Source organism: Mammaliicoccus lentus (assembly GCF_947036595.1).
Taxonomy (GTDB): domain Bacteria; phylum Bacillota; class Bacilli; order Staphylococcales; family Staphylococcaceae; genus Mammaliicoccus; species Mammaliicoccus lentus.
Genome location: NZ_OX344834.1, coordinates 610,298 through 627,717, shown reverse-complemented (window position 1 = coordinate 627,717; position 17,420 = coordinate 610,298). Strand labels below are relative to the sequence as shown.

Sequence of the window (17,420 nt, the reverse complement as noted above, 5' to 3'; positions counted from 1 at the left end):
CCTCACAATTCTTTCAATTAATTTCTTTTTTATAATTTTGAATAATTTTACTATTTAGTTTATACTATAACAAAATTAAAGCGCTTACAAACAAAGGGGGATTAACATTGAATAATTTTGCAACTTGGATAGAAAATAAGCTTTCGGGACCAATGACTAAGCTTTCAAACCAAAGACATCTACTTGCTATTCGTGATGGGGTTATTTCAGCGTTACCATTCATTATATTTGGTTCATTTTTCTTAATATTTGCAACACCACCATTGCCAGAATCTTGGGCAATTACTAAGTGGGCAACAGCACATGCCGAAGAAATTTTAATACCTTATAGAATGACTATGTTTATAATGAGTTTGTATATCGTTTTTGGTATAGGATATAATCTTGCAAAATCCTATGACCTTGATCCATTATCTGCCGCACAACTTTCTACCGCAGCTTTTCTATTAACTATCGCACCTACTATGGACGATAAATTAGGTTTTGTTTTGCCTATGACAAATTTAGGTGGGCACGGTTTATTTGTCGCAATGATTGTTGCTATACTTTCTGTAGAAATATATCGTTTCTGTAAAATTAAAAACATCACGATTAAAATGCCACCACAAGTTCCACCTTCCGTCAGTCGCTCATTCGAATCTCTTATACCTGTCGTTTTTGTTCTAGGGTTTATGAGTATCATTACAGTACTATTCCAACTAGACTTACACTCACTCGTAGATAAAATTGTCGGACCGCTTGTGTTTGCAGGCGACACACTACCAGGTGTTTTAGTGCCAGTATTTTTAACAACATTCTTCTGGTCATTTGGTATTCATGGAATGTCTATTGTCGGTACGATAGAACGACCATTATGGGAAGTTTATTTAGCTAAAAACGGTGAAGCACATGCAGCAGGAGAAGCATTACCTCATATTGCACCCGAAACATTTTTCCAATGGTTTGTATGGATTGGTGGCGCGGGCGCAACTTTAGGTCTTGTTATTTGTATATTAATATTTGCAAAATCACAATTCCTTAAAAAAATGGGTAAAGCAGTTGCCATCCCTTCTTTATTTAACATCAATGAACCAGTTATATTTGGTTTGCCAATTGTATTAAACCCAATTATGGTCATTCCATTTATTTTAATACCTATCGTTTTAACGATTATCACTTATATCGCAACTGCCCTCGGATTAGTCAATGCGACCAGTGTAATGCCTCCATGGACTTTACCTGCTCCAATTGGTGCATACTTAGCCACTGGTGGCGATTGGCGGGCTATCATACTCGTATTAATCAATATTGCAATTTCTGTCGGTATTTATTTCCCATTCTTTAAAATGTATGATCGTAAAATGATTTTAGAGGAAAGTGGCGAATCTAAAGAAGAAATTGAAAAAGATATGGAAGAAGAAAACAAATAATAATGTAGAAGATATAAATAAGGATGAAAGATGCACGAAGATTTTTATAAAAAATAAGCATATCACTTTCAAACTGAAACAATCCGTTAAGTGATATGCTTATTTATTTTGAGTTAGAATTTATGTTTCAAGCTCTTAAATGTTAAAAAATAATATCAATAAAGAACCAAATAACCATAACGATCATGATAAGTGCTTTTGCTATTGTACTTGTTAAAAATCCTAATAGTGAACCTATACTTGCATTAAGTGCAGCACTGATATCACTCTTTTGTATAATTTCTGAAACGAATACTAAGATAAACGGTACGATAATAATACCGAAAGGTGGAAATACAAAGCAACCAATAATAACACCAACTGCTGCCATTGTCTCTCCTAATTTAGAACCACCAAATTTTTTCACAAAGTAACTGTTCATGATGATGTCCGACAAAATCATAAATACTGTAAAGAGTATCATAACCGTCCAAAATACCCATGATAATTTTGATGAATCTATTGCAAAATGATATATAAAGTACCCTATCCAAAGAAATAAAACGGATGGGATAATTGGTTTGATTAAACCGATAAATGCAATTACAAACATTATAATGATAAGTAACCAACTAATTGTTGTCATGTAATTTAGTACTCCTAACTAATTTGTGTATTGTTTTGTTCCTTATGTTCTATAGTGAAAATTAAAAGAACAAACGCAAGTGCTATCGAAAAACTTGAAACAAAGAACACATTTCCTAATCCTACTATATCACTCATGACACCACCAAGTAAATTTCCACCTAGTTGTCCAATAACCATAGCGTTCGCAAATAAAGTCGAAGCGTAACCTGGAAAGTCTGGTAAAATATCTTGGAAATAACTGATACCGAGCCCTAACAAAATAGCTAAGAAAAATGCTAAAGCTAATTGCCCAATTAACATTGCAGTAAAACTATCAAACACCCCGATACTGAAATAATAACCAAAGCCAAATATTGAACCTACCATGAGTAAAGTTTTCGTTCTGAATTTACTTGCAATAGCTCCTAGAATAATCATAAGCGGTACTTCTAAGCCTGCACATAAACTTGCTAAATAACCAACATGAGACTCATCATCTTTCAAATATTCAGTTACATATAAAGGCATGTTTAAAGTATACATCCATTGCCCAATATGCAATAGAATGAAAGCTAAAAATGGTATAAGTAAAGTCGGTTCTTTAATTAAGTTCGGAGCTTTTTTCTCTGGAAAATTCCCTACTATATTATTTAAGATTTTCTTTGGTTCCTTATAAAATAATAATAGTAATACGAGTACAGTTAAGAATATAGTAACCGTACCACCAAATAGACCGTCATAACCCAATAGTGAAAGTAATACAGTACCTATCAATGGACCAAATAAGAAACCTAATGAGAAAGTTGATCTTAAAACAGTATTGGCAAAGATACTTCTATCTTTATATTCTGATTCATTAATAGATTCACGAGCAGAAGCATACATTTGAGGCATTGCAGGTGCTGCCAGACCTTGGAACATTCCGTATAATACAATGAAGATCCAAATAGTATGTACATAGAAATAAATGGAGAAACATAAAGCACCCATTATAAGGGCTGTTGCGATAAGATATTTACGGTTGATTTTACCATTATCTGAAAACCTAGCTACTATAGAATTCACAGTGAAGGATGCTCCAGCAGCAAGAGCCATTAATAGACCATATTGGCCACTAGTCATTCCTAAGTGTTGTGTCGCATATAACACTAAGAACGGGGTAGTGATTGCGATTGCCATACCGAGTAATCCCATATTCACTGTAAAGAGCTTATAATTTTTGATTTGAAACAGTTTCAAAAACATGAATTCACATCTTTCTTTATTTTATTATATGCTTGTACTTTATAGCTAAACCCCTGTTACGTCAATGCTAAAATTGATATAATTTTTCTAAAGTTATAAAATAAATTTACATGATTTAAGAAGGAGAAAAGCCATGGTATTTAAAATTGATTATATTTCTACTGGTAAAGTTTCTAACGTTACGTTCGATAATCAAAAAACAAAAAAGACCGCCATTTATAAAACCCCTATTTCAAATAGTATGTTTTTATCAAAAACAGGGTTTGTTGAAGATGAACAACAATATAAAGGGCACGGCGGTCCTGAAAAAGCTATATGTTTCTATAGTAAAGATAACTATCAATATTGGAACGATATCATTCACCTGTTGCCTGAATATGCAATTTTTGGAGAAAACTTAACAGTCTCTGGCTTAACTGAAGCGGAATTAAATATCGGTGATACATATCAGTTAGGTGAAGCCACTATACAAGTATCTTGTCCAAGACAACCTTGCGCTACAATCGCGCAAAGGTATGGCATAAAAGACTTAGTTAAAAGAATGGCAGACAGTTGTAAAACAGGATGTTATTTTCGCGTAATCAAAGAAGGCTATGTATCACAAGGAGACGATTTAGTATTGATTGAACAAAAAAAGCCTTCCCTTTCTATACTTGAATTGAATGAAACACGTTTTAAAGATAATAAAAACAAACAACGCATACAATCAGTATTAAATCATGATGGTATAAATGAAGAAACAAGAAATATATTTATTAAATTATTAAAATAAATGATAACATCGTACAAATCCCTATCGGTTACTTCTTTTTAACATCAATTTGGTTTATGTAATTTTTAATCACTTCAATAAATGATTTTACTTGTGGTAATTGCAATACACTATGTTCATAACAAATATATGTTGACCGTTTTAAAGGCTTTTTCATGATATTTAATTTTTTAATTTCAAAAAGGTCTGTATCTATATCACCTATAACTAATTCAGGTAAAACTGTAACGCCTACACCATTTAATAACAATGCTTTACAAGTTGCGATTTGATCTACTTTTATAAGAGCATGGTATTCTTGTTTGAAATAATCTGAATACCATTCTTCAATTTGCTTTAAATATATTGGTTCAGCTTGAAATTCAATCATCGGTAATAAATGCAAATCATGTTTTCTATTTTTAGGATAAATAAAGTAATGTTGTTCATTTAATAATAAGTCGTTCTGTACATTCATTACTTCATTACCTCTAATTACTGTTACATGAAATTCATTCTGATATGATTTAATATGTTCACTTGAGCCAATTTGTAATTGTATATCGACGTTAGGGTAAAGTTTAGTATATTGCCCTAGAACTTGAGGCAAAATTGTTTGTCCAATTAACGAAGATACGCCAATTGAGATACTCCCATTAACTTCCCCGACTTTCGAACTTATTCTATCCAGTAATAGACGCTCTTCTTTAAGCATTTTTCTAGCGTGATCAATAACGAGCGAACCTTCATTAGTTGTTATTAATTGCTTCTTAGTCCTTATAAAAATATCTATACCAAAAAAGTTTTCGATAGATTTGAGACGTTGACTGACGGCAGGCTGCGAAATATAGAGAATGTCAGCAGCCTTCCTCAATGTCTTCACATCTTCTAAAGTCACTAATAGTTTGTAATCATCTACTTTCATAAAAAGACACCCTCCTCACATTTATTTCATTATAACATGCTTTAATTATTACAAGCATGCCTTTAAGCAACTACTACTTAAGACCGAATTATAAAAAATCTTACTATCTAAATTGAATACTTTTTTAAAATTAGTTATAGTTAAGCATGTAAATTAAATAGGAAGGATCTTACTATGTTACTTATTGAGATAATAAAGTATATTTTTCTAGGTTTATTGCAAGGTGTAACTGAACCCATACCTGTATCATCTAGTGGTCACCTTGTAATGGCTCAAGAATTTTTAGGCTTACATACAGAAGGTTTAACATTTGAAATTTTTGTAAATACGGCTTCATTAGTTGCTGTACTGATTTTGTTTAGAAAAGATATTATCGAACTCATTGTTGATACTTTAAAATTTATTAAAGGAGATCGCACTGAAGAAGTAATTCGAAACTTTAGATTTGCTATGTATCTTGTAGTTGCCACGATACCTGCTGGTGTTCTTGGGTTAATCTTTAACGATATAATTGGCGACACAAAAAGTGTTATGCTAGTCGGTTTCATGTTAATTGTAACTGGTATTGCACTATGGTTTATTAAAAATAAACGCGGTCAAAAGTTAGATAAAGATTTAACGTTAAAAGATGCGATTATAGTAGGGCTATTTCAAGCTATTGCATTAATTCCAGGAATTAGTCGTAGTGGTGCAACGATAGTTGGTGCTTTAGGTGTTGGTATGAATCAAAAAACAGCATTTAAGTTCTCATTCTTACTTTATATACCAGTAAGTTTAGGGACTGCATTGCTTGGTATTAAAGATATCATTCAAACACCCCCAGATTCTTCATTAATGATTTCTTATATGTTCGCATTTGTAGCTTCACTTGTGGCCAGCTATTTCTCTTTAAAATGGCTAAAAGGCATAATGGAACGCGGACAATTAGGTATATTTAGTAAATACTGTTTCGTTGTAGGACCATTAGCAATTATACTTGCCCTGATATTCTTATAAAAACTTTTAAAAAACGAGCATACACAGTATTAACTGTGTATGCTCGTTTTTTATGTAAATCATAGTTTAGGAATATTTATTTATTACTATTCTTATTTGCATTCATTATTTCATGAAAACAATATCTTATCTTTTTCTCTATTCCTTTAAAATCTGTTTCTAACTTGAACATAATCTCATGAGCAGTAACATATGCCTTATGAAATTGCGCTTTAGAAATTTTGTTTTCTTTAAGCATTCTTTCTAAATCATCTTCATCAACTAGTTCATATTCCCCTGTCTTTGGTATCACCAACACATCTAAGCATAAATCTAAAGTTCGTGCATTTCCAAGCTGGGTAATATTCCTCAAATTCACATCAAAATAATACTGCACTGGTTGATTTTGTTTATTATACATCACAGTAATACTATATGGCTTTTTCTCCGGTAATATTTGCATCCATTTATAGCCCTTGTCAGCTACTGTAATTTCTTTACCTACAACATTTACTATTAACGGTTCTTTTACTTCAAGCATCGTTACAAGTCCTACAAGACCTTTAAAGTGATTAGTATCCAGCGCAACTTCTTTATATTCGCGATTAAGGAGACGTCGCCAATGACGTTTGTCAATATACTTAACTTTCACAAGTTACCAACTCCTTTTATTCATTATATAAAAAACGGGAGCCGATATAAAGCATTCGAGTAATCTTTTATTTTTTTTATTATTTTACACAAAGAAACCACAAGAAGTTTGAAATTCTTGTGGCTTTGAAATGATTATTTATATATAAAATTTAAACTTTAAAACATATGTTTTTTAATTCTAAAATTTTACGTTATTCATGTGAAATATAATGTGACTTACCTTTTAAGAATAAACTTAAGATTAATGCAATAACACTAAACAGAGTTGCAATCCAGAAAGCGTCATTTATACCTTGTACAGTTGCAAGTTTATTTAGAAACTCAACAAGTGCTGACATGCCACTTTCTTTTCCACCAACAGAATCTGAAAGTGCTTTAACTTGTTCTTGAATAATTGGATCAGTTGAATCTAAATTATCTGACATGTTAGCTAAATGAGTAGTCGTATTTTGTGTCATAACTGTTACAAGTATTGCAGTACCAATTGACCCTGCCAATTGTCTCACTGTGTTACTGATTGCATTACCATGCGGTATCAATCGTTGAGGTAATGAATTCATCCCAGCCGTCATAATAGGCATCATGATGAAACTCATACCAAATGAACGTACGATATAAATAATTAATATTGTTGAATATGGTGTATCCATATTTAACTGTGTTAACTCCCATGTTGCAAAAGTCATAATTGTTAAACCAATTAAAGCTAATGGCTTAATACCAAATGAATCTAGCATTTTACCAGCAATTGGTCCCATAAAGCCCATTATTAATGAACCTGGTAACAATAATAAACCAGAATCTAATGGAGAAAACCCACGAAGATTTTGTAAGTAAATTGGTAATAATATCATACCACCAAATAAACTCATTGTTACGATAACGTTAATAACTGTCGTTAATGTGAACCCAGAATATTTTAATGCTGACATATCAAGCATTGGATTTTTCATTCTTATTTCACGAATAACAAACATTGTTGTAAAGATAACGCCAATAATTAATGATAATGAAACTGTTGTAGATGTCCATCCATTATTACCCGCTTCACTGAAACCGTATAATAATAGTCCAAAACCTAACGTACTAAATATAATACCTTGAACGTCTGGTTTAGGGTTAGACGTTTGCTGATAAATTCTAAACCAGAAATAACTGATTATGATAGAAATTAAACCGATAGCAAACATTCCGTAGAACATGATATTCCAATGGTAATTTTGTACAACCCAACCTGATAATGTTGGTCCTATAGCTGGTGCTAAAATAAATGCAATACCTAATGTACCCATTGCTGCACCACGCTTTTCTGGTGGGAAGATTGTCATAAACACATTAGAACCTAATGGCATAAGCACGCCTGCTCCTACAGCTTGTATGACACGTCCTGTCATCATCATTGGAAAGTTTACTGACAACGCGCAAATGAATGATCCGATTGTAAACAGAATCATTGCTATAATGAATAATTTTCTATAAGAATACTTACTGATTAAAAAGGCGCTGATTGGGATTAATATACCATTTACAAGCATAAATCCTGTCATTAGCCATTGACCAGTTGAAGCTGAAATACTAAATTCATTATTAATAACAGGTAATGCTACATTTAATAATGTTTGGTTTAAAATTGCTATGAACATACCGAACATCATTGCAATTAATATTTTATTTCTTGTAATACCTTTACCATAAACAAAATTAACATGATTCTTTTTAATTTGTTCGTTGATTGGTTCGTCTTCATGTATTTCCATACCACGATCAGATAATACAGAATCTTCATCTTCTGAATTATTATTATCGTCAGATACGTTTTCTTTAAATGATGGTTGATTATTTTCATCTTGGTTCATTTGTTCAACTTGCTCTTCTTTATATTCTTTTTGATGACGGTTAACTGTTAAGCTATCATCATCTTTAGATTTAAGTTGACTGTATTCTTCTTTATGATCTTTTTCAAAAGATTCATTAGAAACTTGTTTTCTTTTTTTACGTTTTAATACAAATGCATTAATTCCAATCCAAAGTAAGATTGCAATTATTATATAAGCCACCGTAAAGGTTGATGTCATAATACACCCTCCTTAATTCTTGTGGATTCGAACTTCAACATTCATTCCTGGAACAACATTTGTTGATGGCTTAGAATCAAATGTGATTTTCACTGGAACAACTTGTGTCACCTTTGTATAGTTTCCATTACTATTTGATGAAGGCATCAACGAGAAACTTGATGCAGTTGCTAATCCAACTTGAGACACTTTACCTTTAACACTAGCTTTTTGACCATCGATATCAATGTCAACTGCTTGTCCTTCTTCTACATCCTCTACATCTGTATCATCAATGTTTGCAGTTACATATAAATCATCAAAATTATATGCATAAGCAATCGGTGAGCCAGCTTGTACTAAATTGTTCTCTGTTTCAGAAGTTTTTACGATTGTACTTTTTGATGGTGCTTCAATCTTCATTTTTTGAGATTGACCATCTTCACCTTTACCTTCTACTTCACCAATTTTATCGCCTTTGTCATAAGTTTTACCTTCTTTAGCGTCAAAACTAGTTAAATTACCTGATACTGGACTAGCAATTTTAATTTGCTCTCCATCCACTTTTGCATTTTCTGTTTTTACATAATCTGTTGCTTCACTATAATAATGGAATCCTACTAGGCCAATAGCCACTAAAACCACTATCGTGATAACATTTACAAGCACGATTTTTTTCATTACTTTATATCCTCCATATTTCAATGATTTACTTATTATACGGCTACGCTTTTACTAATTAAACCAACAAAAATTAAAAATTTGTCGGGTTAAATTAACTAAAAAATCAGATAAATCAACATATTAAATTAAAGTTTTTAAAGTATATTAATATATATTCTATACTTTATTTGTTAAAATATAGGACATGTAAGTTATAGAGGTGAATTATGAAAAAACATGCGAGACAATTAATTATTAGTAATATGGTTTATTTATTGGAAGATTATCACTTTGACGAAATTACAATAAAAATGTTGTGCGCAGAAAGTGGTATTAACCGTTCAACTTTTTATGCCCATTTCAAAGATAAATATGATACATATGATGAAATCCAAAAATATCACATGAGTAATTACGAAAATTTAATGGATAATATTGAACTATCTATTATTGAAGAACCAGCCAATAGGAGAAAATATGTAAAACGGTATTTTACAAATGTTTTTTATTATATTTTAAAATACCAAAAATTTTTCTACAGTGTCTTTGTTTTACATCCTGAACGAGATTTTATCATTAACTTTATCAAGCTTATAAAAGACAGAATTGAAAAACTCATTTCTAAAATCGGTACATTACAAGATGCCAACTTCTTTCTTGAATATACAATTGGTGGACAAATCGCGTCTATATATAGTTGGTTACGTGACGGATGTCAGGACTCACCTGAAAAAATGGCAGATATTATGTATAGAAACATCTTAAGAATAAATAGATAAAAATTAATGCTCCTATTTCGTTAATTAAAATTCAAACGAAATAGAGCATTTATATTAGAAACTGGATAAACCAGTCTCTTCTTGTATTCTATATAATAGTTTCTTCCACAGTGATTCATCTTTATATTCATCATACTGTGCAGTGTATGAATGTTCATTATTAATCCATGCATCATTAAATGTTGTAGATAGTTTTTGAAACGCAGGATCATCCTGTTTACCTTGAATTATAATATCAGTTTCCAAATTGTAATCATTCATATTTCTTCTAGTTAAATTGGATGAACCTAATATCATCGTTGCATCTTTATTTTCATGTTGTTCAAACAATAAATATTTAGAATGAAATTGTTCCCCATTGCTTAAAGCCCATTTCACTTTAATATTATTATTTGTTCGATTAATTAATTCACTAGCTACCGGTTTATTAGGCACGCCTGGTTTTTCTTTACCAAAAGCTTCCTTATTAATGTCTAAAATAATTTTAATATCTACATTTCTTTTAGATGCTTTTATCAGTTCCTTAACTACATCACGGTCAGATAAATAGAACATACCTATTGAAATACGGTCTTTGGATTGTACTTTCTTAATGTTACTAATGACCTTTTCTTTAATTTTACCTTCTGTAGCCAATTGTACAGTATAACGTGCATTATCTTTCCAACTATTATGATTGATTTTAAAATCTGATTCGTCATATTGAGCACCGCTCATATTTATAGCAGCAATCTCAGATTTTATGAGTGCCTTTTGAATCGGACCAGACACTCTTACACCGACATTTTGATGATAACCACTTGGATCGTGAGGATTGCTAGAAAGTATCATCCCATGATTTTCAGTAACAAGTGTTTTTCTGTGATTGGCTTTCATATTTAATAACTTTAAATAACTTCTAACAGTAACATTTGGTGCTTCTCCACTCAGAGGGTTAGGCAACTTACCTTTCTCACTATTACCAAACCATTGAAATAATGTGCGATATGCACCTGAATAAATAGGATTAGAATCTCTTAACTTACTTAAATTTGTGTAACGTACATCTATATTATGATTCTTTAAATCTTTTATATTATCAGGCGTGTATGAGCCATAAAATGTATTGATAGGGTCTGTTAATATTATGATTCTAACATTTGGATTCTCTTGTTTTTTCTGAATTAAAGAATCTGTAATCCGTTTTGATATTGGTGGATACTTTTTGTCTCCAGTTTGATAACCATTGAATAAAAACATATCCATTATAATAAAATCATTTGCTTCTTGAATGGTTTCATTGACTTTATCAAATATTTCGTGGTCGTAATGCATTTCATTTCCGGATTTATATGATAAATCAGTTAATAGTTCTACATCATCTGTTTTAGTCTCTGAACTTAATTTTGATACTCCATGAGGTAAGGGCTTAAATACGTTATAAATACTGACTGCTATAATCGTGAATATTATTATATATAAACTCCATAAAATATAATGTTTCTTAAATTTACTTCTTTTCTTTTTACTTTTTGTAGATTTTTTTCTTTGCTTTAAATTATTTTTACTCTTCACATTTGTTTTCTTTTTATTTGCCAAATTTATAACCCCCTCTCCTTATATTTTTATTATATCAAAATATAATTGACAGCGATGGATTACTTTGGTATTTTTATTAATATTGAATTTTTCAGAATTTTTAGAGAAAATACATAGGAGTGAAGTAAATTGACAGAAGCATTAAGACCTTTCCGTGCCGACCATGTTGGCAGTTTATTACGCACAGAACCTTTAAAAGAAGCTAGAGAGAAATATTTTGAAGGTAATCTATCTAAAGACGAATTAAAAAAAGTCGAAGATGAAGAAATAAATAAAATAGTCGAAAAACAATTAGAAGTCGGTTTAAAAAGTATCACTGATGGAGAATTCAGACGTGCTTATTGGCACTTTGACTTCTTAGAAAATTTAACAGGTATTGAAGATTATGAGCCTGAAATTGGACTGACTTTTAATGGTGTAGAAACTAAAAAGCACGACGTAAGAGTTGTCCAAAAAGTTGAATTTAATCCTAATCATCCACACTTTGAACATTTTGAATATTTACATAAGCAAGTTGACGGTAGAGCTGTAAGTAAAGTGTCTATTCCAAGTCCAAATCAATTATTTCACCCAAATATTTTAAACCACGATATTTATCCTGATATTCATGATTTTGCTAAAGATGTATCAGAAGCTTATCGTCAAACTATTTTAAAATTTTATGAACTAGGTTGTCGTTACTTACAAATTGATGATGTTTATTGGGCTGGATTAGCAGCAACAAAACAACTTATCAAGAATAGAGAGCGTACAGAAGATGAAAAAGCAGAAGCAATTAAATTAGCCGCTAAAGTAGTGAATGATTCATTGAGAGATCTACCAAATGACCTATTAATTACTACTCATATTTGTAGAGGGAATTATCAATCTTCATGGGCAATTAGTGGTGGATATGAGCCAATTGCAAAAGAGCTATTCACAGAAAAATTACAAGGTTTCTTCCTTGAATACGATGATAATCGTTCAGGAGACTTTGAACCTTTAAGACATTTCGATAGAGACGATGCTTATATCGTTCTAGGATTATTCACTTCTAAAACTGGTGAATTAGAAGTTAAAGAGAATATACTAAATCGTCTTGATGAAGCGACAGAATATGTATCGAAAGACCAACTATGTTTAAGCCCACAATGTGGCTTTGCTTCAACTGAAGAAGGTAATATCTTAACAGAAGAAGCACAATGGAAAAAGTTAGCTTATATTGTTGAAACAGCAAAAGAAGTATATGGCGAACTATAATAACAACAATTAAAAATGTTTAACTATTTCATTTAAATAATGCTCCTAACCCTTTATTTTAATTAAAGGATTAGGAGCATTTATTTTGAGTATGAGATTTATATTTCGCCTTTTTTGCTATTTTATTCAATGGATTCAAATGCATACTTTTTAATTGCTTCTTCGTGTTGGGGGTAATCTACTAACAATTCTTCTTGAGTAAACAATTCGAATTTTTCAAATTGAAAACCTGGTGAACACATACAGCCTACTAATGCAAAATCATTATCGCCTTCAACAGTTGATGCAAATATTGTATTTTTAGGTACAAGTGCTTGTAACACATCACCATCTTGAATGTTAGGCCCTACTTTTACTTGTTCATAAACGCCATTGGAATGAATCATGTGCACAGTTAATGTTTGTCCTGCATGATAGTACCACACTTCATCTGATTGAATACGATGAAAATGAGATATGTTATCTTTTTCTAATAAAAAATATATACTCGTATACATCGCATTTTGGTCATCCAAAGTATGACTAGATTTAATAATTTCTTTATAATAGCCACCTTCAGGATGAGGCTCTAAATTTAGCCTATCAATCCATTGTTCTTGATTCATTTTTATCTCTCCATTTATAATTCAACGTTATGATAAACTTGTTGAACATCTTCTAAGTCTTCAATAGCATCTACTAATTTTTCAAACGTTTCTAAATCTTCTTCAGATAATGTTACTTCAGATTGTGCTAACCAAGATAATTCAGCAACTTCGAAGTCCTCTACACCATTATTTTTTAGGACAGTTTGGACTTGAGCAAATTGATCAGGTTCAGCATAAACAATTGTTAAATCTTCTTCTTCAATAACATCTCTAACGTCTAAATCTTCTTCCAATAATAATTCAAAAACTTCATCAGTAGATTTACCTTTAAATGCAAATACTGCTGTGTTATTAAACATGTATGCTACTGATCCAGAAACACCCATATTTCCACCATTTTTACCGAATGCAGCTCTAACGTCACTTACTGTACGGTTAACGTTGTTTGTTAATGCATCTACAATAAGCATTGAACCACTTGGACCAAAGCCTTCGTATCTTAATTCATCATAATTTTCTTCTGAACCGCCTTTTGCTTTTTCAATAGCTCTATCTACTATATGTTTAGGAACAGAATACGTTTTAGCTTTTTCCAATACGAATTTTAAATTTTGATTAGCCTCTGGGTCTGGCTCACCTGATCTAGCTGCCATGTATATTTCACGGCCGAATTTCGCGTATATTCTACTCGTATTTTTATCTTTTTGGGCTTTTTTTTCCTTAATATTATTCCATTTACGTCCCATAATTCCATCTCTCTTTCAAAGTGAGTTATTTTAACATTCTTATTATACAATATTGCGCTCATCTCGCAAAGTTTACCGTTTTATGTAAAAAAAGTGAGATTGAAAAATCTTGATAAAAGCAAACTTTTAATTTTGCCATATACTACCAATATAATAAAATAGACTGAGACATGTAATTTTGTCTCAGTCTAATTATTTAATCTCTCAAAATACTCGCTAATCTAAGTATATGCATGATGATGTTAAGTAAGTTTATAAATAAGTTAAATCCCATTTCTCTCGGTGAAAATTGACCTCTTTTCATTCGATTGAAATCGTACACTGTATATAATAAGAATAAACCAATTCCAATAACTGAAATAATTGTATGGAATATAGGATTATTTAAAAATATACCAATAAAACTAGCAATAACTAAAGCTACTAATGTAACAAATAAATATTTTCCTAATCCCGCGGCATTATCAATCATGAAGTAACCTAGCACACCAAAAGCAGCAAAGGCTCCTATAGCTAACGCGATATTACCATAAAATGCTTGAGTACCTAATGTTCCTAGGTAATACATAAACGATGTATAAGATAATATACCAATTAAAAATGCGAATAGATTTGATATTAATCCGCCAAATTTTCTAGATGATTTTGTAAATAAAGAAATCATTATCATAGCGAATACGCCTATTGTTATAGGTAGATATAATGCTGGTGGCACAAACTGACCTAAATATGTACCAATTCCAAAAATTACCCAATAGTATAAAAAATACAACCAAGTTTTTCGAATTGATGAACCTCGTGATTCTATTTCTTGATATGTACCGTAGTTATGTTCATAACTCAATTTTTATCATTCCTTTTATAAAGTATTATCCATATTTTACATGTTAGACCTTAACATATCAAACGAGTTGATTGATTCAAATTTGTAATATTCAATCAACAACCATATATTACCATATTACATATATACCCCACCATCACAGTGACTATGCATATAAATATTTTTCAAAACAATATTTAATATTATTGTGTTTTTATTACAAGATGATTACATACAGTACACAGGTTTTTATTTTTGTTACTATTTATCTATCGAGGGATTTATATATTAGCTATTAGCTTTATGCTTTATAACATAATATCGAGATAACAAGGAGGATAAGCCTTTGAAAAAATTTGCATTCGCGGTAACAGCAGTTTCAGGTGTTGCAGCAATCGCCGCTCATAACGATGCTGAAGCTTCTACACAACACACTGTCAAAAATGGTGAGTCATTGTGGGCTATTGCAGATCAATATGGTGTGTCAGTAGATCAACTGAAATCAAGTAACAACATTTCAGGGAATATGATTTTTCCTGGACAAGTCATTACTGTAAACGGAAGTAGTTCAGCTGGAGGAAGTGGTTCACAAGAAACAGCAACTTCAGGTTCTACATACACAGTTAAAAATGGTGATTCTTTAGAAGTAATCGCCCAAAAACATGGTGTTTCAGTTGACCAACTTATGAAATCAAATAATTTACAAGGTTATATTATCTATCCTGGTCAAACTTTAAAAATTGCAGGTGGTAGTGGTAGTGATACAACTGCACCTTCTGACAATACACCACCTTCTCAAACGGGCGGTAACCAAACATTTAATGACCAAAACTTATACGACTGGGGACAATGCACATATTATGTCTTTGACCGCAGAGGTCAAGCTGGTAGTGCAATTAGCACATACTGGGGAGACGCAAAATATTGGGCTGGCGCTGCACAAGCAGACGGTTTCCGTGTAGATAATACACCAGCTGTTGGTTCAATTATGCAATCAAGTGCTGGTCAATATGGTCATGTTTCATATGTAGAATCTATTAATGCAGATGGTAGTCTACTTGTATCTGAAACAAATTACAATACACCACCGGGTGTAACAGACTACAGAACAATCCCTGCATCTGAAGCTTACAACTATTCTTATATTCATTAATATATTGAAAGAGGCTGAGGCATAAATACATGTCTCAGCCTCTTTTATTATAATGGCAGTAGCTGACTGGATTGAAAATGCGCTTATATCAAGCTTTTTCCAACCCTAGTCATCCTTGCCGGGGTGGGACTACGAAATCTATTTATTAAAATGAGATTTCTGTCCCATCCCTTTTTTAATTTAAATTAAAAAGCACACTTTCAAGTTACAATTGAAAGTGTGCTTTCCTATTTTTATACAAATAGTACGCAAATATGATAAATAATAAACGATAGTATTATTGATACTGGTAATGTAATAATCCATGTAATAATCATTCTCTGAGCTGTAGTCCATTTAACACCTTTAACGCGTTGAGAAGAACCTACACCTAAAATTGATGAAGATACAACATGTGTTGTTGATACTGGTAAATGAATAAACGTCGCACCAAAAATGACAAATGCTGATGATAAGTCTGCTGCAACACCATTTGCCGGACGAATTTTCATAATGTTACCACCAACAGTTTTAATGATTTTCCAACCACCTACTGCTGTTCCAAGTCCCATTGCGGTAGCACAACTTACTTTAACCCACAATTCTATATCAGTTGTAGATTGTAGATTAGCTGAAATAAGCGCCATAGTAATAATACCCATTGCTTTTTGAGCATCGTTTGTACCGTGTGAGAAAGCTTGTAAAGCTGCTGTACCAATTTGAATAAATCTAAAGTTTCTATTTGTTCTTGTTAAGTTATTATTTTTAAATACAACTTTAAAAATGGAATACATCGTAAACCCGACAATAAAAGCAAGAATTGGAGAAGCAATTAATGCTAATATAATTTTAGAAAATCCTTGGTAATGTAATACGCCGAACCCTGCCGAACCGATTGCAGCTCCAGCGATAGATCCAATTAGAGCATGTGAAGACGAACTTGGAATACCAAAGTACCAAGTTATCAGATTCCATGCTATTGCTGAAAGCAATGCTGCTAAAATAACAATCGAACCATTTTCTAATTTGAATGGGTCAACGATATCTTTTGCAATTGTTTGGGCAACACCTGTCGCCATTAAAGCTCCGATAAAATTCATTACTGCTGCTAATAATATGGCATGTCTTGGTTTAAGTGCCTTTGTAGATACTGCTGTTGCGATAGCATTGGCTGTATCATGGAAACCATTAATAAAGTCAAAAAGTAACGCACATACAACAATAGCTACGGTAAGAATGAGTAAACTATCCATT

At 31.8% G+C, this 17,420-nt stretch carries 17 protein-coding genes; 6 read left to right on the top strand and 11 right to left on the bottom strand.

All coding sequences use genetic code 11. The annotated features are described in order from the left end of the window. Positions 1–107: 107 nt before the first annotated feature. Entirely contained in the window at positions 108–1,409 is a 1,302-nt protein-coding gene (locus ACNMOQ_RS02900; protein WP_064205074.1) for a PTS sugar transporter subunit IIC, read from the top strand. A gap of 142 nt (positions 1,410–1,551) precedes the next feature. Here the strand turns inward: ACNMOQ_RS02900 and ACNMOQ_RS02895 are convergent, their stop codons facing one another. Together ACNMOQ_RS02895 and ACNMOQ_RS02890 are read right to left on the bottom strand one after the other, a co-directional pair. Further along, entirely contained in the window at positions 1,552–2,034 is a 483-nt protein-coding gene (locus ACNMOQ_RS02895) for a DUF456 domain-containing protein (protein ID WP_016998932.1), read from the bottom strand. Positions 2,035–2,048: 14 nt separating this feature from the next. After that, positions 2,049–3,260 (bottom strand): sugar efflux transporter, encoded by a 1,212-nt coding sequence (locus ACNMOQ_RS02890; RefSeq protein WP_016998931.1) that lies wholly within the window; start codon positions 3,258–3,260, stop codon positions 2,049–2,051. A 133-nt stretch (positions 3,261–3,393) separates the two neighbouring features. On the opposite strand from ACNMOQ_RS02890, the gene ACNMOQ_RS02885 reads away from it, so the two are divergent. Further along, positions 3,394–4,032 carry an MOSC domain-containing protein gene (locus ACNMOQ_RS02885; RefSeq protein ID WP_218688305.1) on the top strand — a complete coding sequence of 213 codons (639 nt, stop codon included), beginning with the start codon at positions 3,394–3,396 and terminating at the stop codon, positions 4,030–4,032. Positions 4,033–4,060: 28 nt separating this feature from the next. On the opposite strand, the gene ACNMOQ_RS02880 is transcribed toward ACNMOQ_RS02885, so the two are convergent. After that, positions 4,061–4,936, bottom strand: a complete 876-nt coding sequence (locus ACNMOQ_RS02880) for a LysR family transcriptional regulator (protein ID WP_016998929.1) — start codon at positions 4,934–4,936, stop codon at positions 4,061–4,063. A gap of 174 nt (positions 4,937–5,110) precedes the next feature. Between ACNMOQ_RS02880 and ACNMOQ_RS02875 the strand changes: the two genes are divergently transcribed. Next, positions 5,111–5,932, top strand: a complete 822-nt coding sequence (locus tag ACNMOQ_RS02875; protein WP_016998928.1) for an undecaprenyl-diphosphate phosphatase — start codon at positions 5,111–5,113, stop codon at positions 5,930–5,932. Positions 5,933–6,008: 76 nt separating this feature from the next. On the opposite strand, the gene ACNMOQ_RS02870 is transcribed toward ACNMOQ_RS02875, so the two are convergent. The 3 genes from ACNMOQ_RS02870 to ACNMOQ_RS02860 form a co-directional block, all read right to left on the bottom strand. Next, a complete protein-coding gene (locus tag ACNMOQ_RS02870) occupies positions 6,009–6,563 on the bottom strand; it encodes a ribonuclease FAU-1 family protein (protein WP_016998927.1) in 555 nt (184 codons plus the stop codon). 193 nt (positions 6,564–6,756) lie between these two features. Beyond that, positions 6,757–8,640 (bottom strand): DHA2 family efflux MFS transporter permease subunit, encoded by a 1,884-nt coding sequence (locus tag ACNMOQ_RS02865; protein ID WP_016998926.1) that lies wholly within the window; start codon positions 8,638–8,640, stop codon positions 6,757–6,759. Between the two features lie 12 nt (positions 8,641–8,652). Beyond that, the gene (locus tag ACNMOQ_RS02860) at positions 8,653–9,300 is read right to left on the bottom strand and encodes an HlyD family efflux transporter periplasmic adaptor subunit (RefSeq protein WP_016998925.1); all 648 of its coding nucleotides are present in this window, start codon (positions 9,298–9,300) and stop codon (positions 8,653–8,655) included. Positions 9,301–9,509: 209 nt separating this feature from the next. Here ACNMOQ_RS02860 and ACNMOQ_RS02855 point away from each other — a divergent pair, with 209 nt between their 5' ends. After that, entirely contained in the window at positions 9,510–10,061 is a 552-nt protein-coding gene (locus ACNMOQ_RS02855) for a TetR/AcrR family transcriptional regulator (RefSeq protein ID WP_016998924.1), read from the top strand. A gap of 54 nt (positions 10,062–10,115) precedes the next feature. On the opposite strand, the gene ACNMOQ_RS02850 is transcribed toward ACNMOQ_RS02855, so the two are convergent. Next, on the bottom strand, positions 10,116–11,639 hold the full coding sequence (locus ACNMOQ_RS02850) for a phospholipase D-like domain-containing protein (RefSeq protein WP_135031183.1): 1,524 nt from the start codon (positions 11,637–11,639) through the stop codon (positions 10,116–10,118). 129 nt (positions 11,640–11,768) lie between these two features. On the opposite strand from ACNMOQ_RS02850, the gene ACNMOQ_RS02845 reads away from it, so the two are divergent. After that, entirely contained in the window at positions 11,769–12,878 is a 1,110-nt protein-coding gene (locus ACNMOQ_RS02845) for a 5-methyltetrahydropteroyltriglutamate--homocysteine S-methyltransferase (protein ID WP_315296271.1), read from the top strand. 122 nt (positions 12,879–13,000) lie between these two features. Here the strand turns inward: ACNMOQ_RS02845 and ACNMOQ_RS02840 are convergent, their stop codons facing one another. The 3 genes from ACNMOQ_RS02840 to ACNMOQ_RS02830 all read right to left on the bottom strand — a co-directional run bounded on the left by ACNMOQ_RS02840 (position 13,001) and on the right by ACNMOQ_RS02830 (position 15,055). Then, entirely contained in the window at positions 13,001–13,483 is a 483-nt protein-coding gene (locus tag ACNMOQ_RS02840; protein ID WP_416350227.1) for a cupin domain-containing protein, read from the bottom strand. A 14-nt stretch (positions 13,484–13,497) separates the two neighbouring features. Then, positions 13,498–14,211, bottom strand: coding sequence for a YebC/PmpR family DNA-binding transcriptional regulator (locus ACNMOQ_RS02835; protein WP_016998920.1), 714 nt, complete (start codon positions 14,209–14,211; stop codon positions 13,498–13,500). Between the two features lie 196 nt (positions 14,212–14,407). After that, a complete protein-coding gene (locus ACNMOQ_RS02830) occupies positions 14,408–15,055 on the bottom strand; it encodes a Bax inhibitor-1/YccA family protein (RefSeq protein WP_016998919.1) in 648 nt (215 codons plus the stop codon). A 325-nt stretch (positions 15,056–15,380) separates the two neighbouring features. Between ACNMOQ_RS02830 and ACNMOQ_RS02825 the strand changes: the two genes are divergently transcribed. Beyond that, positions 15,381–16,187, top strand: coding sequence for a LysM peptidoglycan-binding domain-containing protein (locus ACNMOQ_RS02825; RefSeq protein ID WP_315296268.1), 807 nt, complete (start codon positions 15,381–15,383; stop codon positions 16,185–16,187). Positions 16,188–16,420: 233 nt separating this feature from the next. Here ACNMOQ_RS02825 and ACNMOQ_RS02820 read toward each other — a convergent pair whose 3' ends face one another. Next, positions 16,421–17,419: an inorganic phosphate transporter gene (locus ACNMOQ_RS02820; protein WP_064205079.1), complete on the bottom strand. Its 999-nt coding sequence runs from the start codon at positions 17,417–17,419 to the stop codon at positions 16,421–16,423. Position 17,420 lies beyond the last annotated feature (1 nt).